The sequence below is a fragment of the Arthrobacter sp. 05T442 genome (genome assembly GCF_056395945.1).
The window spans coordinates 1-14,770 of sequence record NZ_JBFTKM010000004.1 but is presented as its reverse complement, the minus strand read 5'-3'; the positions used below and the strand labels follow the sequence as shown (position 1 = coordinate 14,770).

The window sequence follows — 14,770 nt, the reverse complement described above, 5'->3', positions numbered from 1 at the left end:
CTCAGGCGGACCACACCTGCCGGAACTTGCCGCTGCGGTCGGGACGGGGCTGCTCCTGCGCAAACTGGACGTCGATCGAGCCGCACCCTTGGGCCGCGAAGAACGTGGCCAGCCGCGCCGCCACCGCGCCGCGCACCTCCGCCAGGTCGGCGCCGGGCCTCAGCTCCAGCCGCACGCTCAGCGCTCCTGGCCCGGTCCGGATCGCCTGAAACCGGCGCACCCCGGCGGTCTCCTCGATCACCGTGCCCAGTGCCAGCGGCAGCACCGTCACCGGCGCCCCGTCCGGTGCCTGGTCCGGCGCCTGGAAGGACAGCAGGTCCCCGGCGCGGCCTTCCACCGTCACCACCGGAAACGGGCTCCCGCACGGGCAGGGATCCGCGGCCAGCTCAACCCGGTCCCCGAGGTCGTAACGGATGAGCGGCTGGACCCGGTTGGCAAGGTTCGTGACAAGCACCGTGTGGGACGTGACGCCGGCGGGGACCGGACGGTACTCCTCGTCCACCGGCTCCAGGATGTACCAGTCGGCGTTGACATGGTAGGAGCCCCAACGGCAGCGGCTCGTCAGCGCCGGGACCTCCGATGACAGGTAGCGGCTGGTGACATGGCAGCCGAGAACCGATTCGATCCGCGCGAGTCCGCTGTCGGACAGGCTCTCGCCGGAGCTGATGGCCAGGACCGGACGGATCCGTAACCGTCCGGCGTCCTGCTCCGCGGCCAGCTGCAGCATCGCGCTGGGATAGCCGTAAAGCACCGTGGGTTTGAAGTCGTTGAGCTCCTGCACCAGGTCGGCGAGGGGCCTCAGCACGGAGAAGACCCGGAGGCGCCGCGCGACGCGGGGGCTGCGCCGCCGCGCGATTTCCGTCATCACGACGCCCGCGAAGTGGCCGCCGTCGGCAACCAGGGCCGCAGCCCGCACCCCGCGGAGCAGGAGCGCCCGCAGGTCCGCCGCCCCGATCAGCGTCCTGCGCTCGCGGACCCGGACGACGACGCCTGCCACCGTCCACGACATTCGGTCATGAACCAGCACGGCCGGCTCGCCGGTGCTCCCCGACGTCGTGAACACGAGGTATTTCCCGCGGTAGACGGCCCCCACCTTGGCCGGGTCGGAGAGAAGGTCCGAGGTCATCTTCGCAAGCGTGAGGTGCGGGTCCGTCACCCAGTCGTCGAAGTTCTCCATGAGGTCCCGTTTGCCGACGGGAGGCAGCCGGGCCGGATCTGTGACGCGCTCCGGCAGGCCGCGGTACAGCCTGCGGTAGTGCGGCGACGCGGACCGCGCAAACTCCACGAGTTCGGCGAGCCGGGCCTGCTGGCGGCGGGCGATCGCGTCGGGTCCGCCGCGCTCAGCACGCCACGCGTCCCACCCGATCCCGACCACGCCGAACCCGATGTGCATCGAGAATCACCTCTCCGGGCCCACCATGGCACGCCGGCGTGCGCCCGAACAGGGGCTTTTGCCCCCCGCGCGGAGCCTAAACTGCCCCGCAGCCCCGAATTGCTGGACTTCCCGGCCGGGAGCACCGCAGACTGTGTACAACAGCTGACTGGGCGGCTCCACACTTCCAGCATCCAAGCCAGCTGGGAAGGGCAGCAGCGCCATTTGGGGGCTTTGCGCAATGCCTTTCCCTCACCGTGAAAGGACTTGGGTTATGCCGGAGTTGTCAGCTTTCTTCCCGCTCATCGCCGGGATCATTGGCGCGTTGGCCGTCGTCGGCGTCATCTGGCTGGCGACCAAACTGATGTGGAAGGTGGCCGAGCCGAACGAGGCCCTCATCATCTCCGGGCTGACGCGCGGCACCCTGGAGACCCGGGAGGGCATGGACTTCAAGATCGTCACGGGCAAGGGAGCCCTGGTGCTGCCGGGCCTCCAGACGGTCCGGGCCCTGTCCCTGACGCTGAACGAAACCGAGCTGAAAGTCTCCTGCGTCACGTCCCAGGGCATCCAGGTGATTGTCGAGGGCGTGGTGATCTACAAGATCGGCGACGCCCCGCCCTTCATCGCTAACGCCGCACGGAGGTTCCTCGGTCAGCAGCCCAAGATGCAAAGCCAGGTCTACAACGTCTTCGAAGGGCATCTGCGCTCCATCATCGGCAGCATGACGATGGAGGAGATCATCCGCGAGCGCGACAAGCTCGGATCACAGGTCCGCAGCGCCAGCGGCGTGGAAATGGAGAAGCTGGGCCTGGTGGTCGATTCGCTGCAGATCAAGGACCTGCAGGATCCCACGGGCTACATCCAGAACATCGCCAAGCCTCACATCGCCCAGGTGAAGATGGAGGCCCGCATTGCCGAGGCCACCAGGAACCGCGAGGCGGCAGAAAAGGAGGCCGAGGCCGAGGCCCTGATTGCCGATGCCCAGAGCATCTCCGCGATCCGGCAGTCCATCGCGCTGGCCAATGCCGAACAGGCGAAGGCAAATGCCGCCCAGGCCGGCCCGCTGGCTGACGCGACGGCCCGCCAGCAGGTGGTGGTGCAGGAGACCGAAGTGGCCAAGCTGGAGGCGGACCGCGAGGAGCAGAAACTCCAGACCAGCGTCCGCAAGCCCGCGGATGCCAAGGCCTACGCCAAGCGCACGGAGGCGGAAGGCCAGAAGGCCGCTGACATCAGTGCCGCCGAAGCCCTGGCGCGGCGCACCGAACTCGAAGCCCAGGTCAACGCCCGCCGGACCGAGCTCCAGGCGCAGGCGAACGCCACGGCCGCGGCCGCCGCGGCCGGTGCCACCAAGGTCACCGGCGAGGCCGAAGCGGCAGCCACGAAGGCCCGCGGTGATGCGGCTGCCTCCGCGATCAAGGCCAAGGCGCTGGCCGAGGCTGACGGCATCAAGGCCCGTGCCGAGGCACTCGGCACCAACCAGGACGCCGTCATCTCCCAGCAGCTCGCCGAGAACATGCCGGCCATCATCGCGGCAGCGGCCGAGCCCTTTGCCCACGTCGGGCAGCTGACCGTCCTGAACGGCGGCGAAGGCATCAACCGGATGATTGGCGGGATTCTGGCACAGGTGGGCGACTACCTCCCCGCCCTGCGGTCCGCGCTCAAGGACGGCAAGAATGCACCCAAACAGCCGCCGAAAACCCCGGATGCCTAGGGACATGCGCAGGACCAGGCCCAAGGACTTCGATGCACAAAGACGTTGACCGGAGCCTGACCGGCAGGATCGGCCGGGTCACCGGACGGATCGGGCCGGGCACCATCGGGGAGGTCATGCTTCCGTTCCGCGGCGGCACCAGCGCGTTCCACGCCCACCCGTTTGATAAGACCAGCGTTTTCGCCGTCGGCGAGCAAGTCCTCGTGATCTACTACGAGCCGCCGCAAACGGTCTACGTGGACGAACTCCCGGATGTGCTCAAGCGGGACTGAGACTCAAGCGGGACTGGGACGCTGCCGCGGGATCCGCGCCGGACTGAGAGACCACCCCCAACTGACGGCAGTCAGGCTCGGGCTATCGACGCGGGGGGCCTTCTGAACTTACTATTCTTTCAGGAGACAATCTCATGCCCATCATCACCCCTCTGCTTGATTCCGTCCCCGCCGGCGAAGCCGCCCGCGGCCAGTCCCGTCACGGCCTGTCAGCGCGCGGACAGTCATATCGCGGCCGCCCGGCCCGGGGCCGTTCCGGCCCCGTCGGCAACTGGCCGGACCCCCTGCGTGCCCTGCGCGGAGTCGGCAACTGGCCCGACCCCCTGTGACCGGCCCCCGGTGCCCCGCGCGCCCTCCTGTTAACGCACTCTTCCCTCCCCCGCCATTCGCCTGACCCCGCGCCGACAGCCGCCGCCCGCACCGTGGAGGTGTGAGGATCGCAATCGTCGCCGAATCATTCCTGCCGCTCATGAACGGGGTTACGCACTCCATCCTGCGCGTGCTGGAGCACCTTCAACAGCGCGGGGACGAGGTCCTGGTGATCGCGCCGGCAACCCAGGACGCCGAGGTCCCGGGCGAGGTGTACGGCGCCCAGGTCCACCGGCTGCCCTCGGTTCCGCTGGCAGGGTACGCGAACGTGCGGGTGGCGCTGGGCGGTGTGTATCGGGTCAAGCGAATCCTTGCCGACTACGCGCCCGACGTCGTCCACCTGGCGTCCCCGTTCGTGCTCGGCTGGCGGGCAGCGCAGGCCGCGCACCAGTTGGGGATCCCCACTGTCGCCATCTACCAGACCGAGGTTCCCAGCTACGCGGCGCGCTACGGCGTTCCCTTCCTTGAGAACTGGGCGTGGAGCAGGGTGGACCACATCCACCTGCTGGCCTCCCGGACCCTGGTTCCCTCCACTTTTGCGCTCAACCAGCTCCGCGGCCGAGGCATTCCGCGGGTGGGCATGTGGCGGCGCGGCGTGGACACGCAGCGGTTCAGTCCGGCCAAGCGCGACGGGGCCTGGCGGTCCTCCCTGGTCCCGGGCGGCGAACGCATCATCGGGTACGTGGGCCGGCTAGCGGCCGAAAAACAGGTCGAAGATCTGGCGGTGCTTGCCGAGGTTCCCGGCACCCGGCTGGTGATCGTGGGCGACGGCCCCCAGCGGGCGGCCCTGGCGGCGGCCCTGCCCGGCGCGGTCTTCACCGGGTTCCTCGGCGGCGAGGACCTGGCGCGGGCCATGGCGTCCTTCGACCTCTTCGTCCATCCCGGCGAGTTTGAAACCTTCTGCCAGACCATCCAGGAGGCCATGGCATCCGGGGTGCCGGTGGTGGCCACGGGCCGCGGCGGCCCGCTGGACCTCGTGGAGAACTCCCGCACCGGCTGGCTCTACGAGCCGGGCGACCTCGCCGGGTTGCGGGCCCGCGTGACGGACCTGATGGGCGACGACGCCAAGCGGCGCGCGTTCGCGGCGGCAGCCCACGCCTCGGTCCAGGGCCGGACATGGTCCGCCCTGGGCGATGAACTCGTCCAGCACTACCGCTCGGTGATGGAACACGCCGGAATCGCCGGGAGCCCGGGTTTGCGCAGGCTCAACCACCGGTGACCCCCGTGCAACGGCCACCAATCCGGCCTTGCTGCAGCGCCACTGCACCGTGTTGACGCAGGAGGCGCCCTTGGGACCCCTATGATTTCCGGAGGGGAGGACGTCTTAATGGAATATCAGTGGTCTCAGGTTCGCACGGCGGTGGCCGGGTGACGTTTTCCCGCCCGGAGACGGACGACGACGGCGATCGCGCAGACGCGCGACGCCCGTCCGGCGGCTCTATGCCCGGCCCGATGCCCGGGCCGGGCCCCAGCTACGCTGACGTGCTCGATGCCAGCCCCGACGCTGTCCTGGTGATTGCCGAGAACGGCACCATCAGCATGGTCAACACCGCTGCGGAGCGCCTGTTCGGCTATTCCCGCGGCGAGCTCCTGGGCCACGACCACCGCATGCTGCTGGCGGACGGATTCCGGACAACCTTCCGGCGGATGCTCACGAGCCTGCGCCGCGACAGCCACGCCCTGGGGACCCCTCCCGTCGCCGTCTACGGTCAACGGCGGGATGGCTCCGAGTTCCAGGGCGAAGTGGTGGGCTCCCTCCTGGCCCCCGGCGCAGGGGTGGGCATGGTCGTCGCCGTCCGCGGCACTTCCCACCGCGAGACCGACGCCAGCCTGCGCGAGGCGATGTCGCTGCTGACCGCCACCCTGGAGTCCACGGCTGACGGCATCCTGGTAGTCAGCAGCGAGGGCCAGATCGCCGGCGTCAACAACCAGTTCGTCTCCATGTGGGGCATCCCCCGGGACCTGCTCGCCACCCAGGACGACAAGGCCGTGATGGGCTTCGTCCTGGACCAGCTCAAGGACCCCACCCAGTTCCTCGAAAAAGTCTTTGCCCTGTACGCCGATCCTATGGCGGAGAGCCACGACGTCCTGGACTTCCTCGACGGCCGGACATTCGAGCGCTACTCGCGCCCCCAAAAAGTCGCCGACGAGGTCGTGGGACGCGTCTGGAGCTTCCGGGACGTCACCCCGGCCAGGGTCGCGCAGGACCAGATCACCCAGGCCATGGCCGACCTCGCGGAGCAGGCCGCCCAGCTCAAGGCCCTGGCCTTCCAGGACCCGCTGACCGGCTTGTCCAACCGCCAGCTCTTCAACGACCACCTGGCGAGCGCCCTGGGCGGGCCGTGCGGGACCGCCGTCGACCTCCTGCTGCTCGACCTCGACGACTTCAAGGAAGTCAACGACATCCTCGGCCACCACGCCGGGGACCAGATGCTGATTGAGGTGGGGCGGCGCCTGCGCGCCTGCGTCCGCCCGAACGACGTCGTGGCCCGGCTGGGCGGGGACGAATTCGTGGTGCTGCTGGTGGGGTCGCTGGATCCCGAGGCTGTCGCCGCGAGGATCGTCGAGTCCTTGAAAGTGCCGGTCTGGATTGACGGCACCATGCTGCGTCCCAGCCTGAGCCTGGGGATGGCCTCGATCAGTGAGGATGCCGTGGACGCCTCCGAGCTCCTGCGGCGGGCCGACGTCGCGATGTACGCGGCCAAGGCTGCCGGCAAGAACAGGTACCTGAAATTCCGGCCGGCAATGATGCAGGCGCTTGTGGACCGCACGGACATCGAGGCCGGGCTGCGGCTCGCCGTCGACAACGGCCAGATCACTGTCCACTACCAGCCGATCGTGTCCACCAACCTGGGCGTCGTGGTGAAGGTCGAAGCCCTGGCCCGCTGGCTCCGGGACGGCGAGATTGTCCCGCCGCAACAGTTCATTCCCGCGGCAGAACGCAGCGGGCTGATCGTCGAAATCGGCACCGAAGTGCTGCTGCGCGGCTGCACGGAACTGCGGCCCTGGCTGGCGGAGGACGCCTCACGCTCCCTGGCTGTCAACGTCTCCGGAGTCCAGCTGCAGCACGGGGACTTCGCCGAGCTGGTCCTGGCGGTGACGAAGTCCTGCGGCGTGGACCCGCGGCAACTGGTCCTGGAAGTCACCGAAAGTGTCTTCTTCGACAACGACGCCGATGTGACCCGGCAGCTCGTGGCCCTGCGGAAGGCCGGTGTGCGGGTGGCCCTCGATGACTTTGGCACCGGCTATTCCTCCCTTGGCCGGCTCCAGGAGCTCCCCGTGGACACCCTGAAGATCGACCAGTCGTTCGTGTCCATGATCCGCAGCGGCGGAGAAGAGCTGCCGATCCTGACAGCCATGATCGCCATGGCGCACGGCCTCGGGCTGACGGTTACCGCGGAAGGGGTGGAGACCCCCGCGCAGGCAAGCTACCTGATGAATCTGCATTGCGATTCCCTGCAGGGATTCCTGTTTTCGGGCCCTGAACCGGAGGCTGGACTGGCGAACGCGCTCACCATGGCGGGCCAGAGGATCGCCGCATTGCGCGGGGATCGGGTGTCCGGGAACCGGGTGACCTGAAGGGACGCCGAAAATCTCCGGTGCCAAGGTGCTGGACACGGGACCCGGGAACCCTATGATTCAGGGAAACGCATTGCCCGCGGCATCGCCGGGGGTCTATCAACTTCCGTCGCTTTGGGGGCCGGTATCGCCGTGGGAACAGGGTTCGAAGAGGCTTTGCTGGAGCAGGGTCCCGATGCGTTTTTGCTGCTGACCGCGGACGGAACCATCGCATTCATGAATTCAGCGGCCGAGCGCCTGTTCGGATACCCGCGCGAACAGCTGCTGGGCACCCAGCACACCGTCCTGCTGTCAGAGGGTGAGCGCGGCGGCTTCCTGCGCGTCTTCGGGAGGCTGGGCCGAAAGAACCGGTCGGCCAGCCGGCCCTTCGCGGCTGTCGGATGCCACCGTGACGGCAGTGAACTCGCCCTGGAGATCACGTGCTCGCTGGTGACCGGCGGCTCCGGAACGGCCATGGCCGTCGCCGTCCGCGACGCCAGCCACCGCAACGACACCGACTCCGGCCGCCGCCTCGCCGTCTCGCTCCTGGATGCGACGCTGGAGACGACGTCCGACGGGATCGTGGTCGTTTCCAGCGAGGGCCACATCACCGGGATCAACGGCCAGTACCTCAGGCTCTGGGGCATGCCCCCCGAACTCGTGGCCGCGGAGGACCCCAGCGCCCTGGTCAACTTCATTGCGAAGCAGCTGGTCGAGCCGGACTTCTTCCTGCGCAGGGTCAACGCGCTCTACGCGGACAAGGTGATGCAGAGCCAGGACGTGCTCGAGTTCACCGACGGCCGTACCGTGGAGCTCTGCTCGCGCCCCCAGAAGGTCTCGGACGCCGTCGTGGGGCGGATCTGGAACTTCCGCGACATCACCACGCGCCGGCGCGCCCAAGACCAGGCCCGCCAGGCCATGGAAGAGCTCGCCGAGCAGGCGGACAAACTCAAGGAACTCGCCTTCCGGGACCCGCTGACGGGCCTGGCTAACCGGATGCTGTTCAACGAACGGGCCGCTGCGGCCCTACTCACGCCCGAGCCGGTGCACGTGCTGCTGCTGGACCTGGACGATTTCAAGGAAGTCAACGACGTCCTGGGCCACCATGCGGGCGACGAGATGCTGGTGGAGATCTCCCGCCGGCTGCAGAACTGCGTGGGTCCCCACGGCACCGTGGCGCGGTTGGGCGGGGACGAGTTCGTGGTCCTCCTGGTCGGCTGCGGGGACGCCGATGCCGTGGCCCAGCGGGTCGTGGGCACCCTGAACGCCCCCGTCTCCATCGAGGGCACCCTCATGCGGCCGGGCCTGAGCCTGGGCGTGGCTTCGCGCGGCAGTGGGACCATGACGTCCTCGGAGCTGCTGCGGCAGGCGGACCTGGCGATGTACGCGGCCAAGGAGGCCGGCAAGAACTGCTACGTGCATTTCCGTCCGGAGATGCTCGCGGCCCTGCTGGAACGCACGCAGCTGACCGCCGGGTTGCGGCGGGCTGTGGAACTGGGCCAGATCATCGTCCACTACCAGCCCGTCATCTCCACGAACCGGCTCGACGTCGTCCAGTTCGAGGCCCTCGCCCGCTGGAACTGGGACGGCCAGCTCGTGCCCCCGGACCAGTTCATTGAGACCGCGGAGCGCAGCGGCCTGATCCGGGAGATCGGGGCCGAGGTCCTGCGCCGCAGCTGCACGGATCTGGCGCCGTGGCTCGCGGAGGATCCGTTCCGGACGCTCGCGGTGAACGTCTCCGGCGTGCAGCTGCAGCACCGGGACTTCGCCGAACGGGTCCTGGATATTGCGGCGTGGAGCGGCGTGGACCCGCAGCAGCTCGTCCTGGAAGTGACGGAAAGCGTGTTCTTCGACGCCCACTCCCACGTCATCGCCCAGCTCGAGACCCTGCGCCTGTCCGGCATCCGCGTGGCCCTCGACGACTTCGGCACCGGCTACTCGTCCCTGGGCCGGCTCCAGGACCTGCCGGTGGACGTGGTGAAGATCGACAAGTCATTCGTGTCCATGGTCCGCACCGGGGTGGAAAAGCTGCCCATCCTGACCTCCATGATCCACATGGCCAAGAGCCTGGGCCTGAAGGTCACCGCCGAGGGCATCGAAACGCCGGCCCAGGCGCGCTACCTCATGGACCACGGCTGCGACGCCCTGCAGGGCTTCCTCTTCTCCCGCGCCGAGCCGGAGTCCGGGCGGGCAGCCGCGGTGCGCACCTCGGTCGCGGCTATTGCTGCCCTGGAGAGCGTGCCGCTGCCCGGATAGCCCCCGGTTTGGCGTCCGGTTTGGCGTCCGGTTTGGCGTCCGGTTTGGCGTCCGGTTTGGCGTCCGGTTTGGCGTCCGGTTTGGCGTTCGGTTTGGCGGGGCCTCCGGTGCGGATCCGATGCATTTTCCGGCGCGGCATGACGCGTATCACGCCTTAGGCTCCGCACCACATATGATGCAGGGAGCGCAGCGCGCCCTGTTCTCCGCATGGTGGCTGCATTCCTTATTTCCGTCGCTTGGGGGGCAGGCACAAACCATGGACGATGGCTTCGCTCAGTTACTGCTGGAGCACAGCCCGGACGCGCTGCTGCTGCTGGACCAGGACGGATCGATCTCCTTCCTGAACACGGCCTCGGAACAGCTCTTCGGATACTCCCGCGCGCAGCTCCTGGGCGCGGACCACAGCCTCCTGCTGGCTGAGGCCTCGCGCGAGCCGTTCCACCGCGTCCTGGCCAAATTGGGCGCCGCATCCCCCTCGTCCCCGCCGTTCGAGGGTTCGGGCCGCAAGGCAGACGGGTCCGAAGTTCCCGTCGAAATCGCGTACTCTCTGGTCCCCGCCGAAGCAGGCCGCATGGTTGCCTTGTCCGTCCGCGGCACGGGTCACCGCCTGGCCGCACACACGGATTCCCAGCAGCCGAACGCCATCAAGAAGTACGACGCCGGCGCCCCGGTGAGTAGCGTCAGTGGCATCGCCGGTGCCGGCAGCGGAGTCGGCGCGCTCCGCCGTCGTCCTCCCGGTGCGGCGGCCACTGTTCCTGCAGCGTTCGTCGAGCACGATGACCAGCTCAAGGCCGGTGCCCTGCGTGACCCGCTCACGGCACTGCCCAACGGTCCCCTGTTCAACGAGCGGCTGGCCGTGGCGCTGCGCCGGCCCGATCCGGTGGACGTCCTTCTGCTGAACCTGGATGACTTCCGGAACCTCAACGACGTGCTGGGGCGATCGGCCGCGGATGAGCTCCTGGTGGAGGTGGCGAGCCGGCTGCGCAACTGCGTCCGCCCGCACGACACCGTGGCCCGGCTCGGCGGCGATGAGTTCGTTGTGCTGCTGACCGAATGCCTCAAGGCCGATGCGGTGGCCAAGCGGATCGCCGAGGCCCTGCAGGTACCGTTGCGGGTCGGCGGGACCATGGTGCGTCCAGGCGTGAGCATGGGCCTGGCCTCCAAAACGGCACAGACGTTGGACGGCGCGGAACTGCTTCGGCAGGCGGACGCCGCACTGACCGCGGCGAAGGCCAGGGGCAAGAGCACGTGGCTGCGCTTCCGGCCCGAGATGCTGGGCACGGCCGTGCACAAGGCCGACGGCGAGACCGGGCTGCGCCGCGCCGTGGAGCTGGGCCAGATCTCGGTCCACTACCAGCCGGTTGTGTCGCCGGGACTCGGCGCCGTGGTGCAGTTCGAGGCGTTCGCGCGCTGGGAACGGCACGGGCGCCTGGTCCCGCCCAACCAGTTCCTGCCGGTGGCCGAGCAGAGCGGCCTCATCCGCGAAATCGGCGACGAGGTCCTGCGCCGCGCCTGCGCCGAGATCCGGCCCTGGCTGGCCGGAGATGCCGCGTACAGCGTCGCCGTGAACGTTTCCGGGTTGCAGTTCCAGCACCGGGACTTCGGCACGGATGTCCTGGAGATCGTGTCGTCCACCGGCGTGGATCCGCGCCAGCTCACGCTGGAGCTGACGGAGAGCGTGTTCTTCGACGCGTCCTCGGACGTGCTGCGCCAGCTGCACCAGCTGCGGGCGGCCGGCGTCCGGATTGCCATGGACGACTTCGGCACCGGCTATTCCACGCTCGGCCGCCTCAAGGAGCTGCCGCTGGACAACGTCAAGATCGACCGCTCCTTCGTGGCCATGGTCAAGACCGGCCAGGAACAGCTGCCGTTCTTCGGCACCATGATCAACGCAGCCCACGCCCTGGACCTGTTGGTCACGGCCGAGGGCATCGAGACCCCGGCCCAGGCCAAGTACCTGATGGACCGCGGCTGCGACTCGCTGCAGGGCTACCTGTTCGCCAGGCCGGCCCCGGCCAGCGACCTGGCCGGGACCATGGAAAGCGCGCTCAACGCCATCGACAACGTCGACGCCGGGCGGTAGACCGGCTCATCGCATTTGAGGGTGTAGCAGGGGTGGGAGCGTCGGCGCCCGGATAGAGGCCGAACCTGCCGGTTAACGTCTCGTTCCTGGCCGGGCGGCGCTGGACTGCGGTGCCGGGGCCTTCGTACCGGCGCGGGAAGCTCCCGGGTGATCGGATCTATGACGGAGGCCTCAGCGACCCCGGATCCACGAAGGCAATCGTGCCAAGGAGGGTGATGTTATAACTGAGCTTCAAGATCCACGCATCGTTGTCACGAACACCCACATCGACTGTGAGGCCTGTGAAAATGTTGCCGACTGGTTGCGCAGTAAACGGCGTAAACCCCACAAGGAAGTGGCGTGGACGCCACCTGTCGACAGCGTAGCCAGCGTCTATCGACTCATGCTCGTCGAAAATTGCGCTCAGGCCAGCGAACGGAGCCCACTGTTGGAGTGAAAATACGGTTGTATAGTCGTGCTCGTTTGCCGACGGCCTTGGAATTGAATAGTGGTTGATCGCCCAGTTCAGCGGCCCTTCCTGCAGCCCAAAGCCCAGGGATACGCTGTCGGCGGGAAGGAAATCGACGGTCTCGTTCAACCACGCCGAATTGCTGTTTCCTTCCAAGTTTGCCTCCACGACGCCGGACAGGACCAACAACCATTTCTGATCAAGAATATTCCGCGGCGGTATTTCTCCCACCGCCAGAGCGGCTGGGGTAATCACCCAGTTTTGAGCCGAGAACTTGTCGAGAACAATTTCGGCCATCAGGATTCTCCTTAGGTTCCGGCAAAGGATGCCGGCCTGCATTGGATCATTTTGCGAAAGCAACCCTGATAGGAGGATATTGGGCACCCGTTACTGGGGCGTTACGGCCCCCAAGGTCAGCGGCGGTTACGCCGGCGAATCGAGCTTGTCGAGGTCCTGGGCCACCATCGCTTCGCTGCGCAGCCACAGCTCCCGGGCCAATCCCCCGTCGTAGGCCTGCTTGTTGGCCTTGGAAAGGGCCCGCTTGGCGTAATACGCCCCGGAGATCCAGTCATGGCCCGGCGTCGCGTTGGCGAGCCACACGAGCGTGTCCGCGCCCTGCTCCGGGGTCAGCATGAACCGCTTCAGGAACGACTTGTACGCAAAGCGCATGGGGCTCGTGGAGTCCGCCGCGAAGTTCGTGGCCACGCCGCCCGGGTGGAACGCCGCCGTCGAGATGCCGGCCGCGTTGTAGCGGTTGTGGAGCTCGGCGGTGAACAGGATGTTCGCGAGCTTGGCATTGCCGTACGCGCGGTTGGTGTTGTAGCTCCGGGCAGCGTCGAGGTCCTCGATGTCCAGCTTGCCGAAAAGCGAATTGGCGACGCTCGAGGTGTTGATCACCGTCGCCGTGCTGGCGGTGAGGACGTCCATGAGCTCGGTGGTGAGCAGGAAGGGGGCCAGGTGGTTGACCTGGAGAGTCTTCTCGTGGCCGTCCACAGTGAGCTCGCGGGGACCCATGATCCCGCCGGCGTTGTTGGCAAGGACGTCAATCCGCGGGTACTTGTCCTTCAGCTGCGCCGCGAGGGTGCGCACCTGGGCGAGCTCAGCAAAGTCGCTGACGAAGTAGTCGGCGCCGATTTCCGCTGCAATCGTCGCCGTCTTCTCCGCGGAACGGCCGACGACGACCACCCGTTCCCCCTGCCGGCTGAACGTCCGCGCGGCGGAGGCACCGATGCCGTCGCTGGCTCCGGTGATGACGATGGTCCGCTGGGTCATGGAAAAGTCCTTTGAATCGAAGAGGGTGGCGCTGGTACAACGACGCCGGGGCCGCCGGTGTTCCGCCGAGGGCGTCATCGCCAGAATTCGGTGAGCTGCCCGGCAAGGGCTCTGCCTTGGTTGTAACCAGCCCCAGCAGCGGGCGGACGCAGCGAAAAATCCATCGCATTGGCGCCGAACATGTGCTCGGCGTCGCTATCCGGGAAGATCGTTTCAACTCTGCTGCCGCGTGCACGTAGCTCGTCGACCTGGGCTGCCAGATGCATGCCCCACTCCAACGGCGTCCGTGTTCTGCCGCCGAATGGCGACAGTACCAGCACCCGTCCGAGTCCGGCTGCCAGATCGGCATTCTCGTTGCGTCGGTAGCCGCCGTCGATATATCGGTTATCCCCGATCCTGTAGGCGAAGCCACTGGCGCAGCTGGCGGCGACGGCGTCCACCAGGTCGACTCCGCTATGGCGGTCGAACACGACCGGTTCACCGGTGTGGGCATCGACCGCCGTGACGAGCACCGCTCGTTGCGGCCAGCGCTGACTGTGTAGCCGTGCGGCGACGGTCTCGCGCCACCGCGCCTGCCCGGAACCGTCCGACGCCGCATCCCTGTCGAATGCCGCCGCGCCCATTCTGCGGCGCATGTCAGCCGCGTCCTCGGAAGCAGCGATAATCTTGCCCGTTCGCTCCAGGTGGTCCGTCGCCGGCCTGGTCGGACCGCGTCCACCGTCGGATCCGACCGGTCCGGTCCGTTGCTGGGGCGCCGCGGCAAGGATGGCGGCGAGGAGTTCGGCCGGGGTCGAGCCAGCTATCTGGGCCGCGGCCGTCGATCCGGCCGACGTCCCGATGACCAGATCGGCCTCGGTCACATTAAGCCCGGCATCGAGCAGGCCGGCGATGACGCCGATCAGCCACGCGTTGCCTGTCGATCCGCCGCCACCGAGCACCAACGCTCGCTCGCCGGCGGCGCACCCCCGCTTTGTGGCGTCCACCTGCGGCTGATCCTGGTCGGACACCGGCTGGTCGGACCCCGGTCGGTCGGACACCGTCGTCGAGGTGAAGTGCAAAGTGGAAGGGGTTGTTGTGTTCATGGGAGTCGCCTTTCGCGAATTGCCTGGCGGGCGCTCCCAGTTGCGACTACTTCAGTCGCACGGTCGCTGACTGCAGGGAGAACCCATTGCGGATACTGCGTACATGGGTCTCACCTCCTGCCGATGGATCGCTGTCACGGGAATGATCGCACACCAGCGTCGCGGTGCGCAATCGGTCGGCATCAAGCCGGTTAAAGTGGGAGAGCCTCCAACCGGGTGGTTGGAGGCTCTCGACCTAATGGTTGTCCGGCGGTGACCTACTCTCCCACACCCTCCCGGGTGCAGTACCATCGGCGCTGTGGGTCTTAGCTTCCGGGTTCGGGATGGGACCGGGCGTTTCCCCCACG

The 14,770-nt window shown here is 67.8% G+C and carries 11 protein-coding genes and 1 rRNA gene; 7 read left to right on the top strand and 5 right to left on the bottom strand.

Going from position 1 to position 14,770, the window contains the following annotated elements; all coding sequences use genetic code 11:
- Window position 1: 1 nt before the first annotated feature.
- Complete coding sequence (locus AC1DES_RS06115; protein WP_476894801.1) at window positions 2–1,393, bottom strand: phenylacetate--CoA ligase family protein; 1,392 nt, start codon at window positions 1,391–1,393, stop codon at window positions 2–4.
- Between the two features lie 253 nt (window positions 1,394–1,646).
- On the opposite strand from AC1DES_RS06115, the gene AC1DES_RS06110 reads away from it, so the two are divergent.
- From AC1DES_RS06110 to AC1DES_RS06080, 7 genes are all read left to right on the top strand, one after another.
- On the top strand, window positions 1,647–3,083 hold the full coding sequence (locus tag AC1DES_RS06110; RefSeq protein ID WP_476894800.1) for a flotillin family protein: 1,437 nt from the start codon (window positions 1,647–1,649) through the stop codon (window positions 3,081–3,083).
- A 32-nt stretch (window positions 3,084–3,115) separates the two neighbouring features.
- Window positions 3,116–3,355 carry a hypothetical protein gene (locus tag AC1DES_RS06105; protein WP_476894799.1) on the top strand — a complete coding sequence of 80 codons (240 nt, stop codon included), beginning with the start codon at window positions 3,116–3,118 and terminating at the stop codon, window positions 3,353–3,355.
- Window positions 3,356–3,489: 134 nt separating this feature from the next.
- Complete coding sequence (locus tag AC1DES_RS06100; protein WP_476894798.1) at window positions 3,490–3,684, top strand: hypothetical protein; 195 nt, start codon at window positions 3,490–3,492, stop codon at window positions 3,682–3,684.
- A gap of 101 nt (window positions 3,685–3,785) precedes the next feature.
- On the top strand, window positions 3,786–4,943 hold the full coding sequence (locus AC1DES_RS06095) for a glycosyltransferase family 4 protein (RefSeq protein WP_476894797.1): 1,158 nt from the start codon (window positions 3,786–3,788) through the stop codon (window positions 4,941–4,943).
- A gap of 221 nt (window positions 4,944–5,164) precedes the next feature.
- Window positions 5,165–7,303, top strand: a complete 2,139-nt coding sequence (locus AC1DES_RS06090) for a putative bifunctional diguanylate cyclase/phosphodiesterase (protein WP_476894989.1) — start codon at window positions 5,165–5,167, stop codon at window positions 7,301–7,303.
- Between the two features lie 132 nt (window positions 7,304–7,435).
- Complete coding sequence (locus AC1DES_RS06085) at window positions 7,436–9,538, top strand: putative bifunctional diguanylate cyclase/phosphodiesterase (protein ID WP_476894796.1); 2,103 nt, start codon at window positions 7,436–7,438, stop codon at window positions 9,536–9,538.
- A 256-nt stretch (window positions 9,539–9,794) separates the two neighbouring features.
- Complete coding sequence (locus AC1DES_RS06080; RefSeq protein ID WP_476894795.1) at window positions 9,795–11,621, top strand: putative bifunctional diguanylate cyclase/phosphodiesterase; 1,827 nt, start codon at window positions 9,795–9,797, stop codon at window positions 11,619–11,621.
- Between the two features lie 157 nt (window positions 11,622–11,778).
- On the opposite strand, the gene AC1DES_RS06075 is transcribed toward AC1DES_RS06080, so the two are convergent.
- From AC1DES_RS06075 to rrf, 4 genes are all read right to left on the bottom strand, one after another.
- Window positions 11,779–12,366 (bottom strand): hypothetical protein, encoded by a 588-nt coding sequence (locus AC1DES_RS06075; RefSeq protein WP_476894794.1) that lies wholly within the window; start codon window positions 12,364–12,366, stop codon window positions 11,779–11,781.
- Between the two features lie 126 nt (window positions 12,367–12,492).
- Window positions 12,493–13,341, bottom strand: coding sequence for an SDR family NAD(P)-dependent oxidoreductase (locus AC1DES_RS06070; protein WP_476894793.1), 849 nt, complete (start codon window positions 13,339–13,341; stop codon window positions 12,493–12,495).
- A gap of 74 nt (window positions 13,342–13,415) precedes the next feature.
- On the bottom strand, window positions 13,416–14,423 hold the full coding sequence (locus AC1DES_RS06065; protein ID WP_476894792.1) for a patatin-like phospholipase family protein: 1,008 nt from the start codon (window positions 14,421–14,423) through the stop codon (window positions 13,416–13,418).
- A 244-nt stretch (window positions 14,424–14,667) separates the two neighbouring features.
- Window positions 14,668–14,770: ribosomal RNA gene (rrf, locus tag AC1DES_RS06060) — 5S ribosomal RNA — on the bottom strand; the annotation flags it as partial.

Bases quoted from the DNA above. Each gene is read 5' to 3' on its own strand.
- AC1DES_RS06115 (WP_476894801.1), bottom strand. From the start codon at position 1,393: ATGCACATCGGGTTCGGCGTGGTCGGGATCGGGTGGGACGCGTGGCGT.
- AC1DES_RS06110 (WP_476894800.1), top strand. From the start codon at position 1,647: ATGCCGGAGTTGTCAGCTTTCTTCCCGCTCATCGCCGGGATCATTGGC.
- AC1DES_RS06105 (WP_476894799.1), top strand. From the start codon at position 3,116: ATGCACAAAGACGTTGACCGGAGCCTGACCGGCAGGATCGGCCGGGTC.
- AC1DES_RS06100 (WP_476894798.1), top strand. From the start codon at position 3,490: ATGCCCATCATCACCCCTCTGCTTGATTCCGTCCCCGCCGGCGAAGCC.
- AC1DES_RS06090 (WP_476894989.1), top strand. From the start codon at position 5,165: ATGCCCGGCCCGATGCCCGGGCCGGGCCCCAGCTACGCTGACGTGCTC.
- AC1DES_RS06080 (WP_476894795.1), top strand. From the start codon at position 9,795: ATGGACGATGGCTTCGCTCAGTTACTGCTGGAGCACAGCCCGGACGCG.
- AC1DES_RS06075 (WP_476894794.1), bottom strand. From the start codon at position 12,366: ATGGCCGAAATTGTTCTCGACAAGTTCTCGGCTCAAAACTGGGTGATT.
- AC1DES_RS06070 (WP_476894793.1), bottom strand. From the start codon at position 13,341: ATGACCCAGCGGACCATCGTCATCACCGGAGCCAGCGACGGCATCGGT.
- AC1DES_RS06065 (WP_476894792.1), bottom strand. From the start codon at position 14,423: ATGAACACAACAACCCCTTCCACTTTGCACTTCACCTCGACGACGGTG.